Annotated in this window: 16 protein-coding genes; 10 read left to right on the top strand and 6 right to left on the bottom strand. The window is 68.9% G+C overall.

The window, feature by feature from the left end; genetic code table 11:
• Nucleotides 1-132: 132 nt before the first annotated feature.
• The 3 genes from ACP3TD_RS14190 to ACP3TD_RS14180 all read right to left on the bottom strand — a co-directional run bounded on the left by ACP3TD_RS14190 (nt 133) and on the right by ACP3TD_RS14180 (nt 4,561).
• Nucleotides 133-1,809 carry a formate--tetrahydrofolate ligase gene (locus ACP3TD_RS14190; protein WP_426763689.1) on the bottom strand — a complete coding sequence of 559 codons (1,677 nt, stop codon included), beginning with the start codon at nt 1,807-1,809 and terminating at the stop codon, nt 133-135.
• Between the two features lie 4 nt (nt 1,810-1,813).
• Nucleotides 1,814-3,076 carry a D-inositol-3-phosphate glycosyltransferase gene (gene mshA, locus ACP3TD_RS14185; RefSeq protein ID WP_426763688.1) on the bottom strand — a complete coding sequence of 421 codons (1,263 nt, stop codon included), beginning with the start codon at nt 3,074-3,076 and terminating at the stop codon, nt 1,814-1,816.
• Nucleotides 3,077-3,163: 87 nt separating this feature from the next.
• Nucleotides 3,164-4,561: a 6-phospho-beta-glucosidase gene (locus tag ACP3TD_RS14180; protein WP_426763687.1), complete on the bottom strand. Its 1,398-nt coding sequence runs from the start codon at nt 4,559-4,561 to the stop codon at nt 3,164-3,166.
• Nucleotides 4,562-4,631: 70 nt separating this feature from the next.
• Between ACP3TD_RS14180 and ACP3TD_RS14175 the strand changes: the two genes are divergently transcribed.
• The 6 genes from ACP3TD_RS14175 (at nt 4,632) to tsaD (ending at nt 10,032) form a co-directional block, all read left to right on the top strand.
• Nucleotides 4,632-5,723: a carbohydrate kinase family protein gene (locus ACP3TD_RS14175; RefSeq protein ID WP_314213913.1), complete on the top strand. Its 1,092-nt coding sequence runs from the start codon at nt 4,632-4,634 to the stop codon at nt 5,721-5,723.
• A 137-nt stretch (nt 5,724-5,860) separates the two neighbouring features.
• Nucleotides 5,861-7,093, top strand: a complete 1,233-nt coding sequence (gene alr, locus ACP3TD_RS14170) for an alanine racemase (RefSeq protein ID WP_426763686.1) — start codon at nt 5,861-5,863, stop codon at nt 7,091-7,093.
• 14 nt (nt 7,094-7,107) lie between these two features.
• Complete coding sequence (gene tsaE / locus ACP3TD_RS14165) at nt 7,108-7,737, top strand: tRNA (adenosine(37)-N6)-threonylcarbamoyltransferase complex ATPase subunit type 1 TsaE (RefSeq protein ID WP_426767250.1); 630 nt, start codon at nt 7,108-7,110, stop codon at nt 7,735-7,737.
• The gene (gene tsaB / locus ACP3TD_RS14160) at nt 7,737-8,408 is read left to right on the top strand and encodes a tRNA (adenosine(37)-N6)-threonylcarbamoyltransferase complex dimerization subunit type 1 TsaB (RefSeq protein ID WP_426763685.1); all 672 of its coding nucleotides are present in this window, start codon (nt 7,737-7,739) and stop codon (nt 8,406-8,408) included. Before tsaE ends, tsaB begins: the two co-directional genes overlap by 1 nt.
• A gap of 68 nt (nt 8,409-8,476) precedes the next feature.
• A complete protein-coding gene (rimI, locus tag ACP3TD_RS14155) occupies nt 8,477-8,944 on the top strand; it encodes a ribosomal protein S18-alanine N-acetyltransferase (protein ID WP_426767248.1) in 468 nt (155 codons plus the stop codon).
• Nucleotides 8,941-10,032, top strand: coding sequence for a tRNA (adenosine(37)-N6)-threonylcarbamoyltransferase complex transferase subunit TsaD (tsaD, locus tag ACP3TD_RS14150; RefSeq protein WP_426763684.1), 1,092 nt, complete (start codon nt 8,941-8,943; stop codon nt 10,030-10,032). Before rimI ends, tsaD begins: the two co-directional genes overlap by 4 nt.
• 114 nt (nt 10,033-10,146) lie before the next feature.
• On the opposite strand, the gene ACP3TD_RS14145 is transcribed toward tsaD, so the two are convergent.
• Nucleotides 10,147-11,298: a glutamate--cysteine ligase gene (locus ACP3TD_RS14145; RefSeq protein ID WP_426763683.1), complete on the bottom strand. Its 1,152-nt coding sequence runs from the start codon at nt 11,296-11,298 to the stop codon at nt 10,147-10,149.
• A 188-nt stretch (nt 11,299-11,486) separates the two neighbouring features.
• Between ACP3TD_RS14145 and ACP3TD_RS14140 the strand changes: the two genes are divergently transcribed.
• From ACP3TD_RS14140 to ACP3TD_RS14130, 3 genes are all read left to right on the top strand, one after another.
• Nucleotides 11,487-11,618, top strand: coding sequence for a hypothetical protein (locus ACP3TD_RS14140; RefSeq protein ID WP_426763682.1), 132 nt, complete (start codon nt 11,487-11,489; stop codon nt 11,616-11,618).
• A gap of 73 nt (nt 11,619-11,691) precedes the next feature.
• Entirely contained in the window at nt 11,692-13,122 is a 1,431-nt protein-coding gene (locus ACP3TD_RS14135) for a glycoside hydrolase family 3 N-terminal domain-containing protein (RefSeq protein WP_426767246.1), read from the top strand.
• A 27-nt stretch (nt 13,123-13,149) separates the two neighbouring features.
• Nucleotides 13,150-13,968, top strand: coding sequence for a shikimate 5-dehydrogenase (locus tag ACP3TD_RS14130; protein ID WP_426763681.1), 819 nt, complete (start codon nt 13,150-13,152; stop codon nt 13,966-13,968).
• A 3-nt stretch (nt 13,969-13,971) separates the two neighbouring features.
• On the opposite strand, the gene ACP3TD_RS14125 is transcribed toward ACP3TD_RS14130, so the two are convergent.
• Nucleotides 13,972-15,207 carry a THUMP-like domain-containing protein gene (locus ACP3TD_RS14125; protein WP_426763680.1) on the bottom strand — a complete coding sequence of 412 codons (1,236 nt, stop codon included), beginning with the start codon at nt 15,205-15,207 and terminating at the stop codon, nt 13,972-13,974.
• A gap of 53 nt (nt 15,208-15,260) precedes the next feature.
• Between ACP3TD_RS14125 and ACP3TD_RS14120 the strand changes: the two genes are divergently transcribed.
• Entirely contained in the window at nt 15,261-15,638 is a 378-nt protein-coding gene (locus ACP3TD_RS14120; RefSeq protein WP_426763679.1) for a hypothetical protein, read from the top strand.
• On the opposite strand, the gene ACP3TD_RS14115 is transcribed toward ACP3TD_RS14120, so the two are convergent.
• Complete coding sequence (locus ACP3TD_RS14115) at nt 15,566-16,495, bottom strand: DMT family transporter (RefSeq protein WP_426763678.1); 930 nt, start codon at nt 16,493-16,495, stop codon at nt 15,566-15,568. The genes ACP3TD_RS14120 and ACP3TD_RS14115 overlap by 73 nt on opposite strands.
• Between the last annotated feature and the right edge of the window lie 6 nt (nt 16,496-16,501).

Below are 16,501 nucleotides of genomic sequence, written 5' to 3'. Positions count from 1 at the left end.
ATGTGGTGGGGCGTTGGGAGGGAGGCTGCAGGATGTGGTGGGGCGTTGGGAGGGAGGCTGCAGGATGTGGTGGGGCGTTGGGAGGGAGGCTGCAGGACGTGGTGGGGCGTTGGGAGGGGGGGAAGTACGGGGTTAGGTGAGGCCTACCGGGTTGCCGTCGGGGTCGACGTCCATGCGGAGCGCGGCCGGCACGGCGGGAAGCCCTGGCATGGTCATCACTGCGCCGGTCAGCGCCACGATGAAGCCGGCGCCGGTCTTGGGCAGCAGGTCGCGGACGTGGATGGTGAAGCCCTTGGGGGCGCCGAGGCGGGTGGCGTCGTCGGTGAAGGAGTACTGGGTCTTGGCCATGCACACCGGAAGCCCGCCCCAGCCGTTGCGCTCAATGTCGGCCAGCCGCTTCAGGGCCGGGACGGAGAAGTCCACCCCGTCGGCCCCATAGATCTCCTGCGCAATGGTGCGGATCTTATCCTCCACGGAGAGCTCCAGCGTGTACAGGTGACGGAATTTGTTGGGTGCCTCCAGGGCCCGCGCCACCAGCGCGGCGAGCTCATCCCCGCCGTCACCGCCGCCGCCCCGGCCCCAGACATCGGCCACGGCAGCCGGAACACCTTCCGCGGCACACCACGCGAGCAGCCAGTCCAGTTCCTCCGCTGTATCCGTGGCGAACCGGTTGATGGACACCACCGGGGTCACACCGAACTTCTCTACGTTGTGGACGTGCCGGCGCAGGTTTTCGACGCCGGCCTCCAGCGCGGCCATGTCCGGCAGGGTCAGCTGGTCCTTGGCCACGCCGCCCTGCATCTTGAGCGCGCGCACGGTGGCCACCACCACGACGGCGGACGGGGCCAGGCCGCCGATCCGCGCCTTGATGTCCATGAACTTTTCGGCGCCCAGATCGGCCCCGAAACCGGCCTCCGTCACCACGATGTCCGCCAGCCGCCGTGCTGTCTGGGTGGCGATGAGGGAGTTGCAGCCGTGCGCGATGTTGGCGAACGGACCGCCATGGACAAGCGCCGGGGTGCCTGCGATGGTCTGTACCAGGTTGGGTTTGACTGCTTCCTTGAGCAGGAGGGCCAGCGCCCCCTGCACCCCCAGGTCCGCCACCGTCACCGGGGCACGCTCATAGGTGTAGCCGAACGTGATCCTGCCCAGGCGTTCCCGGAGGTCGGCCAGGTCCGTGGCGAGGCAGAACACGGCCATGATCTCTGAAGCCACGGTGATGTCGAACCCGTCCTGCCGCGGCACACCCTGGGCTGGCCCGCCGAGGCCGATCACCACTTCCCGCAGGGCACGGTCATTCATGTCCAGGACGCGTTTGAACGTCATGCGCCGCGGATCGATGTTCAAGGCGTTGCCCTGGTAGATGTGGTTGTCCACCAGTGCCATCAGCGCGTTGTTGGCGGAGGTGATGGCGTGGAAGTCACCGGTGAAATGCAGGTTGATCTCGTCCATCGGCAGCACCTGCGAGTAGCCTCCACCGGTGGCGCCGCCCTTCATCCCCAGGACCGGGCCCAGCGAGGGCTCACGCAAAGCGATCATCACCTTGTGGCCGGCCCGCGCCAGGGAGTCCGCCAGCCCCACGGTGGTGGTGGACTTTCCCTCGCCGGCCGGCGTGGGGGACATGGCCGAGACCAGTACCAGCTTGCCGTGCGGCGGCGGTGCGTCCAGCCGGGCGGGATCGATCTTGGCTTTGTAACGCCCGTACTGTTCCAGCGCTGCGGCGTTCACCCCTGCGGCAGCGGCAATGTCTTCGATGGGCCTGATATGTGCTGCCCGTGCTATCTCGAGGTCGCTGGGAACGCCGGTCATGGCGTCAGGTTACAGGAACGGCCGGCACAAGGTGGCCCACGTGCCGGTCGACGGCGGCGTGGTAGCTTTCGAGCGTGATGGCGGCAGTGCGGGACCAGCCGGAGTTCTGGGCGCGGATGGCGGCGGCCCGGCCCATGTCCACCCGTGTGGCGGGATCGTCGTAGAGGGCCTCAATCGCGTCCGCCCAATCGGCCGCGTGGTGGCCGTCCACCAGCAACCCGGTCCGGCCGTGGAAGATGGCGCGGGACAACCCGCCCACCCGCGTTGCCACCACCGGGGTGCCGCAGGCCTGGGCTTCCAGCGCCACCAGGCCGAAGGATTCGCTGAAGGAAGGCATCACCACGACGTCGGCCGCGCGGAACCAGGCCGCCAGCTCAGGTGCCGTGACGGGCGGAAGCTGCGTGACGACGTCGTCCATCTCCGCGTCCGCCACGAGCTTGCGGAGGTTGAACTCCTTGTTGCCGCTGAGCTCGCCCAGGATGGTGAGCCGCAGGTCGATATCCGGACGCCGCTGCCGCAGCAGTGCCGCCGCCTTGACCAGCACCTGCGGGCCTTTGAGCCGCTGGATGCGTCCGGCGAACAGCAGGTGGAACGTCCCCGGATCCACGCCGTGGTCCTTGCGTGCTTTGGTCCGGAATGCGGGGGTGAACGTGGTCAGGTCCACGCCCGGGGGAGCGATGTCGATCCGGTCGTAGTCCGCACCGTAGTGCGACACGAGTTCTGCGGCCTCCGAGCTGGTGTTGGCGATGAGGCGTGCCGCGCCGTCCACGATCCGGTGCTCGCCCACCTCACGCCGCCGCGGCTCGGGCTGTTCGCCGGATTCGAGCAGGAGGTTCTTCACCTTGGCCATGGTGTGCATGGTGTGGACCAGCGGCACACCCCACAGGTCGGACAGCTCCAGCCCGGCGATGCCGGACACCCAGTAGTGCGAGTGGATGACGTCGTAGCGGCCGTGCGGCTGCCGGCGGCGGATCTGTTCGATCTCTTCAACCATGCTGTGCAGCAGGCCCGGCAGTTCTTCCTTCGGGATCTTCTTTGTCGGTCCGGCCAGGACGTTGTGGACACAGACGCCGGGATCCGGATGTTCGACGGCGGGCTGGCCGGCCGAGGTGGCGCGCGTGAAAATCTCGACCTCAACGCCGGCTTCGGCCAGGGCTGAGGCCAGTTCACGGATGTAGACGTTCATGCCGCCGGCATCGCCGGACCCTGGCTGTTCCATGGGCGAGGTGTGGAGTGACAGCAGGGCCACCCTGCGGATCAATGCCAAGGGACCTCCTTCCGGCCGCCGGCGCGTATTACGGGCGCACCTGTCCCGGGTACCCGTTCAGTGCGCACTCGGTAAAACATTACTCCTTCAGCCAACCGGGGCCGCAGCCGCCGTCTCATCACGCCACAGCGCCCGCAGCTCCAAAAATGCTTCCTCATAACCGGACAGGAGCCGGCCTGCCAGGTCCTCCGAATCCACCAGAGGATGCCGCGCGAAGGCCGCAAGGGCGGCGCCGCGGTCGCCGGTGGTGGCCGCCCGGACGGTGAGCCGTTCCACGTCCTTGACCTGCCGCAGCAACCGGAGCTGCGGCCCGGGGGGAGCCTGCTGGGGCAGCGGCAGCGCGCCGTCGGCCGTCACCATGCAGGGAAGTTCGACGACGGCGTCCGCGGGCAGTCCCGGAATGGCGGGTTCCTGAGCGCCCGGGTTGAGTGAGTTGCGGGTATTCAGGATCAGCTGCGTAGCGCCGGCCCCGGAGAGCGCCCGCATGGCGGCGAGCGCCACGCGTTCGTAGCCGCCGCCGGCGAGATCGTCTTCATCCCGCTGGGCACCTTCCGGGCGTGCCTCGGCCAGGTAGCCCTCCTCACGGGACCGGCGGGCAGCATCCCACAATCGGAAGGCGTCCGTACCGGCGCCGGCGAGGCGTGGATAGAGGTCCTGCTGTTGTTCGTGGATGCTCTCTCCGCGGGTCTGCCGCATCGCCTGCATGGCCAGCCGTGCGGCGTCGCGCCGTTCGTAGTAATACAGGTACTCGTTGGGCAGCATGCCAAGCCCAGCCAGGAAGGGCTGGTCAAACAGCCGGCCTTCCTCGAAGGACGCCAGGGCGGCGGGATCGGCCAGCAGCCCCGGCAGCAGGTCGCGGCCGCCGGACTCCAGCCGGTACAGCCAGCCCAGGTGGTTCAGCCCGAAGTAGCCCACGCCGTCGAGCCTTCCCTCCGGCAGGTCCGCTCCCGCAGCGTGGGCTGCGCGCTGCACCAGGGCACCCGCCGAATCGCAGATGCCCACCACCCGGTTCCCCAGCACCGGGACGAGGGCCTCGGTGACCATGCCTGCCGGGTTGGTGAAATTGATCAGCCGGGCTCCCGGGCAGTGCCGGACCATCAGGCGGGCCAGGTGAACCATGTGCGGAATGGTCCGCAGCGCATAGGAGATGCCGCCCGCGCCCGTGGTTTCCTGCCCCAGCAGCCCCAGGTCCTGGGCCACCTTCTCGTCCGCGATCCGCCCGGCGGTCCCGCCCGGACGGATGGCGGCGAACACCATGTCCGTCCCGGGCAGGGCGTGGGCCAGATCGGTGGTGGAACGGACCGGCAGCCGCGGTCCGGGGCCCGCCGGCATGCTGTGCAGCACGGCGGTGACGGCCGCCAGGCGGGCGGGATCGACGTCGTACAGCACCAGCTCGGTGACCAGCCCGGCAAAGCGGCCGGAAACCAGCGCCCGGTAGATGAGCGGCACCCGGAAACCCCCGCCGCCGGCAATCAGAAGCCGCATACCCAGCAGTCTAGGGCGGGCACGGGCGCTCCTCTACCGGATGTCGTTGGCAGGGCGTAGTGTGCCGGACATGGACGCGATCCCGGCACGCCCTTTTGATCCGCTGGCCTCGGTCCGGAAACACTCCGGGCCCGGGTTCGATCTCCTGCTGGCCGGAACCGTCTTCCAGGACATCATTTTCACGGGACTGCCGCACGGCCCTGAACCGGGCACCGAAATCTGGAGCGACGGCATGGGCAGTTGCCCGGGCGGGGTGGCAAACCAGGCCATCGCGGCGGCCCGGCTGGGGCTTCGGACCGGCCTTGCCGCAGTCTTCGGCGACGACGGCTACGGCGACTTCAACTGGAAGATCCTCTCCGGACAGGAGCGGGTGGACCTGAGCCTGTCCCGCCGGGTGGAGGGGTGGCACTCGCCGGTGACGGTGTCGCTGTGTGTCGAGAAGGACCGGTCCATGGTCACCCACGGGCATGCCGCCCCGGTCACGTCCTCCGAGCTCATCGGGGAGCCGCCACCCACCCTCGCCGGCATCGCGGAAGTGGGCCTGGAGGTGGAACCCTGGGCTCGCGCCGCCCACGGTGCCGGCGTCAAGCTCTTCGGGGACGTGGGCTGGGACCCTACTGGCGAATGGGCTCCGGTCCGGCTGGAGAACCTGCAGTACTTCCATGCGTTCCTGCCCAACCAGCGTGAGGCCATGGCACTGACCGGGAAAGACAACGCCTGGTCCGCCCTGTATGCGCTCGCGGACCGGGTCCCCGTGGCTGTGGTGACCCTCGGGCCGCAGGGGGCGCTCGCCGTCGATTCGGAAACGGGGGAGGAGGAGTGGGTTCCGTCCCTGCCCGTCAAGGCGCTCGACCCCACCGGAGCGGGTGACTGTTTCGACGCCGCGTTCATCGTGGGCACGCTGGCCGGCTGGCCGCTGGGCAACAGGCTCCGCTTCGCCAACCTGTGCGCTTCCCTCGCCGTGCAGGAAGTGGGCGGGTCGCTGGCCGCCCCCGGCTGGGGAGACATTGCCGACTGGTGGAAACGCGCCAACGCCCGGCCCGAACGCCAGATGAGCCAGTGGCTGCGCCGCTTCGAATTCCTGGCCGAGATCATCCAGGACGTCCCGCAGGCGGCCCAGCGGAGGGCCGCAGCCACCATCGCCCACCTCTCGGACGCCTGAGCTGTCTCTGACGCCTGAGCCGCCGCTGCCTGAACAGAGCCGGCAGCCTGAAGTGTGCCTGCGCCTGAACAGTGCCGCCACGGCGGCGCCGGGCGGGCGATTATTCGGCCGCAGGCACCCCTACTAGAATCACTACCGTGACTTACCCCGCCCCAACCGGTGAAATCAGCGCTGCTTCAGTGCACGATCCCCACTACGAGCGTTCCGCCGTGATCGACCTGGACGCCATCCGGCACAACGTCCGCCGGCTCGCTGCCGCTGCCTCGCCGGCCAAGGTCATGGCCGTGGTCAAGGCAGACGCCTACGGGCATGGTGCAGTGCCAGTTGCCCGGGCCGCGCTGGAGGCCGGCGCAGCCTGGCTGGGCGTGGCGCACATCTCCGAGGCACTCGCCCTGCGCGCTGCCGGGATCGACGCGCCGCTGCTCGCCTGGCTGCACACCACTGACAGCAACTTCGGCGCGGCGGTGGCGGCCGGCGTCGACATCGGCTGCTCAGGCTGGGAACTTGAACGGATTGTTGCCGCGGCCCGCGAGCAGGAGCGCCCGGCCAGGATCCACCTCAAGGTGGACACCGGACTGGGCCGCAACGGCGCCACCCTGGAGTACTGGGACACGCTGGTGGGCGAAGCGATGGAATACCAGGACCAAGGCCTGCTCCGGGTGGTGGGCATCTTCTCCCACCTCGCCGTCGCTGATGAACCCGAACGCCCCGAAACCGATCACCAGCTGGCCGCCTTCCGCGACGCGCTCGCGGTGGCCGAGGACGCAGGAGTGGACGCCGAAGTCCGGCACCTGGCCAACACACCCGCCACCCTGTCCCGGCCGGACACCCACTTCGACCTGGTGCGCGTAGGCCTGGGCATCTACGGACTCTCACCCTTCGACGGCCAGGCATCCGCTGAACTAGGCCTGCGCCCGGCCATGGCGCTGCGGACCAAGGTGTCCCAGTGCAAGGCCGTCCCGGCAGGGCAGGGGGTTTCCTACGGGCTCCATTACCGGACTGCCGGCGCCAGCACCCTGGGCCTGATCCCGCTGGGCTACGCCGACGGCATCCCGCGGGTCGCCACCGGCGGGCCGGTCCGGGTGGCCGGAACCACCTACCCGGTGGTGGGCCGCATCGCCATGGACCAGATGGTCATCGACCTCGGCCCGGGGGTCCAGGGGACGGCGCTCCTGGGTGCCGAGGCTGAGCTTTTCGGCAGCGGGGCCGACGGCGGTCCCACAGCTGATGACTGGGCGCGCGCCGCCGGGACAATCAACTATGAGATCGTCACGCGGATCAGTCCGCGCGTGCCGCGCCGTTTCATCAACGAACAAGACACGTCCGGCAGCGGGAACGCTTCTGCCGCCGGCAGGGAAGGGGCCCGGTGAGCGCCGCGAACCACATGCCCGGCCAGACGGCTGAAGCCAACTGGGAAAAGACCTATTCGGCCACGACGGCGGACCAGACCCATGCGCTCGGCGCGGGGCTGGCCCGGGTCCTGGACGCCGGGGACCTGGTGGTTCTCTCCGGCGAGCTGGGTGCCGGGAAGACCACCCTGACCCAGGGTCTGGGGGAGGGACTGGGAGTGCGCTCCGGCATCATTTCACCCACCTTTGTGCTGGTCCGGATCCACCCCAACCTCCCCGATGGGCCCCGCCCCGGCGGACCGGACCTGGTCCATGTGGATGCCTACCGCCTCGGCTCGGCCGCCGAAGTGGACGACATCGACCTTGAGAACACCATGGACACCTCTGTGACGGTGGTGGAGTGGGGCCACGACCGGGTGGAACACCTGAGCGAGAACCGGCTGGAGATCGACCTGCACCGTGCCATCGGCCTCGGCGGCGGCTTCGGCCGTGGGTCCGTCACCACCGGGACAGCTGACGCCGCGAATGCCGGACCGGACGGCGCGCGCGAAAGCCTGGACTTCGATACGGATGACACGGACGAGCCACGCACCATCGTGATGCGCGGGTATGGCCCCCGCTGGGCCGACGCTCCGGAGCTGGACGCTGCCGGGGGGATCAACTGATGCTGATCCTCGCAATCGACACCTCGGCCGTGGCCAGCGCGGCACTGGTCTCCGATGATGCCCTGGAAGGCGTGGTGGCCAACTTCTCCACCGAGGACACCCGCAGCCACGCCGAAGTGCTGGCGCCGGGCGTCGCCGGAATGCTGGCGGACGCCGGCGTTGCGGGGGAAGACATCGATGCCCTGGTGGTGGGCGTGGGGCCTGGCCCGTTTACCGGGCTGAGGTCCGGCATCGCAACCGCGCGCACCCTGGCCTTCGTGTGGGGAAAGCCCCTGCACGGCCTGATGAGCCTCGACGCGATCGCCCTGGAAGTGGCCGAGTCGACGGCGGCTGCCCCCGAGTTCCTGGTGGTCACCGACGCGCGCCGCAAGGAGGTCTACTGGGCCCGCTACAGCCTGGCCGAAGGCCAGTTGCCGGTGCTCGAAGACGGGCCGCATGTTGGTTTCGCAGCGGACCTGCCGGACCTGCCCGCCTATGGTGCAGGCGCCGGCCTTTACGCGGACGCGCTCCGGGCGAACCCGGACTTTGCCGGTGAGCAGCCGGATGCGCTGTACCTGGGACAGTTCGCCCTGGCCAGGCTGGCCGCGGGTGCGGGGCTCCTGGACTCCACGCCCCTGTATCTTCGGGAATCCGACGCCCAGGTTCCGGGGCCGCGGAAGAGGGCCCTGTGAGTGCCGCCGGGCCGGAAGGGACTCCGGAGCCCCGTTCCGCCTCCCTGGAAAGTGTGGCCATCCGGGACATGACGGAGGCCGATATCCCCGCGGTCAGCGCCCTTGAGCAGGAGCTGTTTCCGGTGGACGCCTGGCCGGTGCAGATGTTCTTTGACGAACTGGCGCAGCCGGAAACGCGCCGCTACCTGGTGGCCGAAGGGCCGGACGGCATCGTCGGCTATGCCGGGCTCATGTGCATTGAACCCATCGCGGATGTCCAGACGATCGCCGTCGTGCCCCACCGTGAGGGCCGTGGCATCGGCAGCACGCTCCTCACTGAACTGATTGACGAGGCCCGACGGCGGCGCGCCGCGGACGTCCTCCTGGAAGTGCGTGCCGACAACCCGCGTGCCCAGCGGCTGTACCTCCGTTTCGGCTTCCAGCAGATCCATATCCGCCCCCGCTACTACCGCGACGGCGTGGACGCCCTGATCATGCGGCTGGCGCTGGTGCCCGAGACAGAAACAGAATCCCCAAGCAAAGGAATCCGGCCATGAACCGCACGCAGCCGCTGGTGCTGGGCATCGAATCCTCCTGCGACGAAACCGGCGTCGGCATCGTCCGGGGAACCACCCTGCTGGCCAACACGGTGTCCTCATCCATGGACGAGCACGTGCGGTTCGGCGGCGTCATCCCGGAGATCGCCTCCCGCGCGCACCTTGATGCCTTTGTCCCCACCCTGGAACAGGCCCTCGCGGAGGCAGGGGCCACCCTGGACGACGTCGATGCCATCGCCGTGACCTCGGGACCGGGCCTGGCCGGTGCGCTGATGGTGGGAGTCTGCGCCGCGAAAGCCCTGGCCGTGGCCACCGGGAAACCGCTGTACGCCATCAACCACCTGGTGGCCCATGTGGGTGTGGGGCTCCTGGATGACCGGGCAACCGGAAAGCAGCAGGCCCTCCCCGAAAATCTCGGCGCCCTGCTGGTCTCCGGCGGCCACACCGAGATCCTCCGGATCAACAGCATCACCAGCGACGTGGAACTCCTGGGCTCCACCATCGATGACGCAGCCGGCGAAGCGTACGACAAGGTGGCCCGCATCCTGGGGCTTGGCTACCCGGGCGGCCCGGCTATCGACAGGGTGGCCCGCACCGGCAACCCGAAGGCGATCCGTTTCCCGCGCGGCCTCAGCCAGCCCAAGTACATGGGAACGGCCGAAGAACCGGGCAAGCACCGCTACGACTGGTCCTTCAGCGGCCTGAAGACCGCCGTGGCCAGATGCGTGGAACAGTTCGAAGCCCGCGGGGAAGAAATTCCGGTGGCTGACATCGCTGCGGCCTTCCAGGAAGCCGTGGTGGACGTGATCTCCTCAAAGGCCGTACTTGCCTGCAGGGAACACGGAATCAAGGACGTGCTGCTGGGCGGCGGCGTGGCAGCCAACTCCAGGTTGCGGGAGCTGACCGGACAGCGCTGCGCGTCCGCCGGGATCCGGCTTCACGTTCCACCGCTGGACCTGTGCACGGACAACGGGGCCATGGTGGCCGCACTGGGGGCGCAGCTGGTGATGGCGGGTGCGGAACCCAGCGGGATCCGTTTTGCACCGGACTCCTCGATGCCCGTCACCTCGGTCTCCCTCCAGGCCTGAACACCCCGGTTGCTCCAGCAGATAAGGCTCCCAAACCAATGGTTTAAGAGCCTTATCTGCTGGAGCAACGTGATGTCTGGGGGAGTGGGTGGCTATTTTGGGTGAGGCGGCAAGTCAGGCGGTGGGGCCGCTGCGCATCTGCTTGACCAGGTCCAGGACCACGGCCTGCAGGTTGCCGCCATTGTCCTCCGCCACGCGCCGCTGGCGCTGGTACCCGGCACCGCGGCGGATGATCTTTTCGACGTCGGCCAGCTCATCCCGGCAGCCCAGCTTCGCCGCTACGGGCTCCAGCCGGTTCAGCGTTTCCAGCAGGTGCTCCGTCACCAGCTGCTCCTTGCCGGCGGCGTCAAGGATGATGATGGCGTCCATCCCGTAGCGGGCGGCACGCCACTTGTTTTCCTGAACGTGCCACGGCGGCATGGTGGGGATGGTGCCGCCGTTGTCCAGGGTGGTGGAGAACTCGTCCACCAGGCACTGGGTGAGGGCCGCGATGGCGCCGACTTCCTCCAGGGTGGCCAGGCCGTCGCAGATGCGCATTTCGATGGTTCCCAGGGCCGGCACCGGCCGGATGTCCCAGCGGATCTCGGAGATGGTGTCGATCACCCCGGTGGTGAACATGTCCTGGACGTAGGACTCGTATTCGGACCAGGAGGGGAACTGGAACGGCAGGCCTGCGGTGGGCAGTTGCTGGAACATGAGGGCACGGTGCGAGGCGTAGCCGGTGTCCTCGCCGCCCCAGAACGGGCTGGACGCGGACAACGCCTGGAAATGCGGGAAGTAGTTGACCAGTCCGTCGAGCACCGGGAGGGCCTTCTCGCGGCGGTCCAGGCCCACGTGGACGTGCACGCCATAGATGACCATCTGCCGGCCCCACCACTGGGTACGGTCGATGAGCTTGGCGTAGCGGGCCTTGTCCGTCACCGGCTGCAGCTGCGGCGGGCTGAACGGGTGGCTGCCGGCGCAGAAGAGCTCCACGCCCATGGGATCGGTGATTTCCCGGACGGCGGCCACTGAGCGGCTGAGGTCCTCCTTCGCCTCCGCAGCGGTCTCGCAGATGCCCGTAACCAGTTCCACCGTGTTCAGCAGCAGTTCCTGCTTGATGTGGGGGTGTTCGTCATCCTCGTTCAGCTCGGGATGGCGGGAGGCGACACCGCGGAGCACCTCATTGGCCACGGACGCGAGTTCACCGGTGCGGCCGTCCACCAGCGCCAGTTCCCACTCAACACCAAGGGTTGATTGCCTCGATGGTGCGAAGTCGATCTTCACGCATTTCCTTACTGTCCGGGATGCCGCTGGCTGGCGCCGCTTCCGGAGAGTGCCGGCAAACGAACGGGTGTTTCAAGTCTATAGCGCAGGGGTAGCATCATAATGATGTCCCCGTTCCAACGCCTGCGTGACAGTACCCACAAAACCTTCCCCCTGATCGCGGCTTTGTCCGTCGTTGCCCTGGCCTCGTGCACGGCAGGGCCGCCCACTCCTGCGCCTTCAACGCCGGCGCCGTCGGCTTCCGCGTCGGCGTCACCCGGCACGCCCTCGTCAGTACCGCGTACGACGCCGGCCCCCACCACGGCGTCCCCGTCACCTGATCCGGGTTCCCGGCCCTTGGGCTGGGGTCCCCAGCAGCGCGACCAGGACGCGGCAGCAGCCGCCGTGGCAGCCATGACACCCGAGCAAAAGGCCGGCCAGGTCCTGCTCCCGTCCTACGGCGGGCAGCAGGTGGAAGCGCAGGCGGCCGCCATCGAACGGCTGCACCTGGCCGGCAGCATCATCATGGGTGACAACGTTCCCCGAGACCCCCGGGGACAGGTGGACGTTGCCGCCATGACGACGGTCAACCAACGGCTCTCCCGGGCAACCACCGCCGACGGTGACCCGTGGCCGGGGATCGTCGGCGTGGACCAGGAAGGCGGGATCGTGGCCAGGCTTGCAGCGCCGCTGACCGAATGGCCCACGCCCATGAGCTACGGAGCCGCCGGGAACGCCGCCCTCACGCGGGACGCCGGGCAGGGTGTCGCTGGGGAGCTGGCGCCGCTGGGCTTCAACCTGGACTTCGCCCCGGATGCGGATGTCACCATCGGCCCCAAAGACCCCACCATCGGCGCCCGGTCCATGTCCGGGGACCCGGCAGCTGCGGCGACGCAGAGCGTCTCATTCGCCCAGGGCATGCTGGCCGCCGGGGTGCTGCCCACCGTCAAGCACTTTCCCGGGCACGGTTCAGTCACCGCCGATTCGCACCTTAGCCTTCCACTCCAGAACGCCGGCGTGGAGGAGTTGCGCGGCCGGGACTGGAAGCCCTTCCAGGCGGCCGTCGACTCCGGCTTGCCGATCGTGATGACCGGGCACATCGCCGTCCCTGCGCTGGAACCCGGCGTGCCGGCGTCGCTCTCGTCCAAGACGTACGCCGCGCTGCGGGGCCTCGGTTTCAAGGGCGTGGCGGTGACCGATGCCCTGAACATGGGCGCCGTCACCAAGCAGTACCCGGCGGGTTCCGCCGCCGTTTCTGCCCTCGCCGCCGGGGCCGACCTGCTCCTCATGCCGGCCGACGTCGCCCAGGCGCATGCCGCAATAGTCCAGGCCGTGGCCTCCGGTGCGCTGCCGAAGGAACGGCTGGACGAAGCCGCCACCCGGGTGGCCACCATGATGACCTGGCAGGGCCGTCGTGGCTCCGCCCCGGCCCCCGCAGGCAGCGGCGCGGCACTGTCCGCCAAGGTCTCCGGGTCCGCCGTCACCATCCTGGCCGGCAGCTGCAGCGGACCGCTGGTCCCCGGATCTGTCCGGGTAGCCGGCGGAGGACCGGGCGACAAGGAACGGTTCGAAGCCGCGGCCGCCCGCGCAGGCCTGGCCGTGGGCTCCGGACCCCTGGTCAGCCTCATCGGATACGGCGGCGCGCCCGCCGGTGGCGACATCGCCGTCGCCCTGGATGCCCCCTGGCCGCTGCAGGGTTCCCCCGCGCCGGTCAAGATCGCCTTGTACGGCCGGACCGATGCCGCCTTTGATGCCCTGGCCGCCGTGCTGGCCGGAAAGGCAGCGGCCCCCGGAAAGCTGCCGGCCGCCGTCGGGCCCTATCCTGCCGGCAGCGGCTGCCCCTAACCTCCCCGGGCCGCGTTTAATGGACAGGTGCCTATCCTCAATAAAGACATGACCCTCTGCATCTCCCTCTCGGCCCGGCCCAGCAATAACGGGACGCGCTTTCACAACCACCTGTACGGGCAGCTGGACCTGAACTGGATCTACAAGGCCTTCGCCCCCACCAACCTGGAGCAGGCCATTGCCGGCGTCAGGGGCCTCGGTATCCGCGGCTGCGCCGTGTCCATGCCGTACAAGGAAGATGTGATTGCGCTGGTGGACGAGATGGACCCCTCGGCCAAGGCCATCGATTCGGTCAACACCATCGTGAACACGGACGGGCACCTCAAGGCCTACAACACCGACTACACGGCCATTGAGCAGCTGCTGGCCACGAACTCGGTTCCGACCGACTACTCGGTCCTGGTCCAGGGCGCCGGTGGCATGGCGAAGGCAACCGTGGCGGCGCTGCGCGACGCAGGCTTCACGGACGTCACCGTCATCGCCCGGAATGAGGCGGCCGGCCGGGCGCTCGCCGAGCAGTACGGCTTCAGCTGGCGTGCAGCGCTCGACGGCGGTGCGGCGGACATGATCGTGAACGTGACGCCAATTGGTATGGCAGGGGGTGCGGACGCCGACGCGTTGTCTTTCCCGGCGGAGGCCATCGATACCGCGAAAATTGTGTTCGACGTCGTGGCGTTGCCGGCCGAGACGCCGCTGATCCGGGCCGCCCGGGTGGCGGGCAAGCCGGTGATCACCGGTGCGGAGGTGGCCACCATCCAGGCGCTGGAGCAGTTTGTGCTGTACACCGGCGTGCGTCCCACGGCGGAACAGGTGCGGGCCGCCGAGGAATTTACCCGCGCGCAGTAGCGCCTACGCCGGCTTGACCGGCTCCACCTCGACGGCCACCCTGTCCTCGCCGATGCGGGTGAGGACCAGGGTGGCGGTCCGGCCGCCCTTCCTGTTGCCCGCGCCCTTGCCGCCCAGCAGTTGCTTGCGGAGTTCCTCGGGCGTGACGGCGGTGCCCCGCTTCTTGATGTCCAGTACGGTGATGCCTTCCTGCTTCACCCAGGACTTCAGCGCCTTGACGTTGTAGGGCATCACCCGCAGGACCTTGTAGGCGCGGGCGAACGGGGTGTCGGCGAGGGCGGGCGAGCAGATGTAGGCGATGTGCTCGTCCAGCAGGTGACCGCGCAGTTCGAGCGCGAGGTCGGCCACGAGGCCAGCCCGGATGACCGCCCCGTCCGGCTCATACAGGTAGCCTTCAGCCGGGCCCACCGGAGCCTCGGGACCCTGCCCGAAATCCTCCCCACTGGTCATTTCGGCGGCTCCCTGCGGTCCCAGGAGCAGGGCTGCGCGGCGGATCCCCGGACGGCTGACGGTGTTGAACCAGAGGGCCACCTCGGTGACGTCCCCGCCCACGGACACCCATTGCGCCTCGCAGCCCTGTGGCACCGATTCGTGGGGCATACCCGGTCCCATCTTGACGCCCACGGCCTTCCCTGAAGCGGCAAGGGACTCCACGAAGGACAACGGGGGAGAGAACGCCTCAGGGTCCCAGATGCGCCTGGTGCCCGAGGTGGAGGTGACCCGGCGCGCGGGGTCCAGCCAGACGCCGTCCGCCCCGTCCAAGGGGACCGAGGTGGCGTCGGCGTGCACAACCGACGCGTTGGGGAAGGGGATGAGGTTCACCGTGGCGCAGGCAGCCGTGGTTTCATCGAGTTCCACTGCCGTTACTGCGATGTCCAGGGAGGCGAGGGCCAGGGAATCGGCGCCGAGCCCGCAGCCCAGGTCCGCCACGTGGCTGACCCCGGCGGCGGCGAACCGCTGGGCGTGCCGGGCGGCAACGTTCAGGCGGGTGGCCTGTTCCAGCCCCGCCTGGGTGAAGAGCATCTGGCGGGCGAACTCGCCGAACTTGGCCTCGGCCTTCGTGCGAAGCCGGGACTGGGTGAGTACGGCGGACACCAGCTCGGGGCTGTGGCCCGCCTTCCGGAGTTCACCGTTCAGGGCGAAGGACCCGTCCTCGGTGTAGGGGCCCAGCGACGCCAGCAACTCCCATCCTTCGGGGGTCAGCAGTGGTGCAATCTGGTCCTGGGGAGCGTGAGCCATGCGTTCCAGCCTAGTGCCCCGGGCTGCTGCGGGATGCCGATAGTGTTGAACCCATGGTTGACAGCGCAGGCCCCGAACAGTCCGGAGAACAGCAGCCCCCGGTGCAGGGCCTGGCCAGGTACGCGCGGCCCGCGTTGATTGCAGCTGCGGTGCTGGCTGTGGTGTGCCTGGCGCTGCTGGTCATCATTTTCTTCCTGGACACGTTCAACGCCACCGTGTATTCGGTGGGCGGCAATAACGTCCAGGACAACACGCAGGAAGCGCAGGACATCCGCGGCCTGTATGCCGGTGCGCGGGCGGGAGGAATCGCCCTCCTGGTGGCCTCGCTGCTGGTGGTCCTCGCGTCCTCCGTGGTCCTCTACCGGGCCCGTAACCGGGGCAACGCCTCCGACGGCGGGGAGGACGTCGATTTCGACGACCTCGGCCGCTGAGGGCGCTGGCCCGCACCTGTCAGCAGGACCCCCGAAATGACCAGGACCCCGCCTGCAATCTGGGCCGCTGTGATGGGCTGGCCCAGCAATACGGTGATGATCGCAGTGAAGACCGCGATGAGGTTGAGGTAGTTTCCGGCATTGGCCGCGCTGGTGTGCTTCAGGGCCAGGTTCCACAGCAGGTAGGAGCCCAGCGAGGGAAAGACGGCGATGAATGCCAGGGACCAGGCCCCGGACTGGGTGGACGGGAATCCTGCACCGGTCACGGCGGCCACGGGAGCGAGGGCAACGGCTGCTATGGCCGCCTGCAGGGCCGTGGAGGTAACGGCGGGGACCGCAACGCGCCGGGCAAGGACCGTATAGAGCGCCCAGACGGTGATGGCCGCCAGGATCAGCAGTTCGCCGGCGCCCAGCGAGAAGGTCAGGAGCCGCTGCAGCTGCCCGCCGGTGAGGACCAGCAGGACACCCGCCAAACCAAGTGCCAGGCCGATCCAGCCCCATGGCCGCGGCCTGTCCTTCAGCAGCACCGCGGCAAGCACCATGATCAGTACCGGGTTCGCCGCCGTCACCAGGGATGCGTTCAGGGCCGAGGTGTGCTGGAGGGCGCTGTAGAGCAGCAGGGTGTAGGCGGTCATGCCCAGTGCGCTGAGCAGCAGGAGCGCAGGCCAGTGGCGGAGGACTGCCCGCCAGTCGGGGCGGTCCACCACGTGCGCGAGGAACAGCAGCGGCAGTGCGGCCAGCGTCCAGCGCCAGAACGTCAGCTGCAGCGGGGCCATGGATTGGACGGCGGCCTGGCCCACCACGAAGTTTCCGGCCCAGAAGAGGGTGGCAAGGATCAGGAAAAAGGCAGCTCGCACCGGTTC

Source organism: Pseudarthrobacter sp. 1G09 (genome assembly GCF_050038305.1).
Taxonomy (GTDB): domain Bacteria; phylum Actinomycetota; class Actinomycetes; order Actinomycetales; family Micrococcaceae; genus Arthrobacter; species Arthrobacter equi.
The sequence above is the reverse complement of the archived record's forward strand: the minus strand, read 5'-3'. Positions and strand labels throughout refer to the sequence as shown.

Excerpts from the sequence above, each read along its gene's own strand:
- tsaB (WP_426763685.1), top strand. The coding sequence starts at position 7,737 with ATGCTGATCCTCGCAATCGACACCTCGGCCGTGGCCAGCGCGGCACTG.
- ACP3TD_RS14120 (WP_426763679.1), top strand. The coding sequence starts at position 15,261 with ATGGTTGACAGCGCAGGCCCCGAACAGTCCGGAGAACAGCAGCCCCCG.
- ACP3TD_RS14125 (WP_426763680.1), bottom strand. The coding sequence starts at position 15,207 with ATGGCTCACGCTCCCCAGGACCAGATTGCACCACTGCTGACCCCCGAA.
- tsaE (WP_426767250.1), top strand. The coding sequence starts at position 7,108 with ATGCCCGGCCAGACGGCTGAAGCCAACTGGGAAAAGACCTATTCGGCC.
- ACP3TD_RS14190 (WP_426763689.1), bottom strand. The coding sequence starts at position 1,809 with ATGACCGGCGTTCCCAGCGACCTCGAGATAGCACGGGCAGCACATATC.
- ACP3TD_RS14135 (WP_426767246.1), top strand. The coding sequence starts at position 11,692 with ATGACACCCGAGCAAAAGGCCGGCCAGGTCCTGCTCCCGTCCTACGGC.
- rimI (WP_426767248.1), top strand. The coding sequence starts at position 8,477 with ATGACGGAGGCCGATATCCCCGCGGTCAGCGCCCTTGAGCAGGAGCTG.
- ACP3TD_RS14180 (WP_426763687.1), bottom strand. The coding sequence starts at position 4,561 with ATGCGGCTTCTGATTGCCGGCGGCGGGGGTTTCCGGGTGCCGCTCATC.
- ACP3TD_RS14175 (WP_314213913.1), top strand. The coding sequence starts at position 4,632 with ATGGACGCGATCCCGGCACGCCCTTTTGATCCGCTGGCCTCGGTCCGG.
- tsaD (WP_426763684.1), top strand. The coding sequence starts at position 8,941 with ATGAACCGCACGCAGCCGCTGGTGCTGGGCATCGAATCCTCCTGCGAC.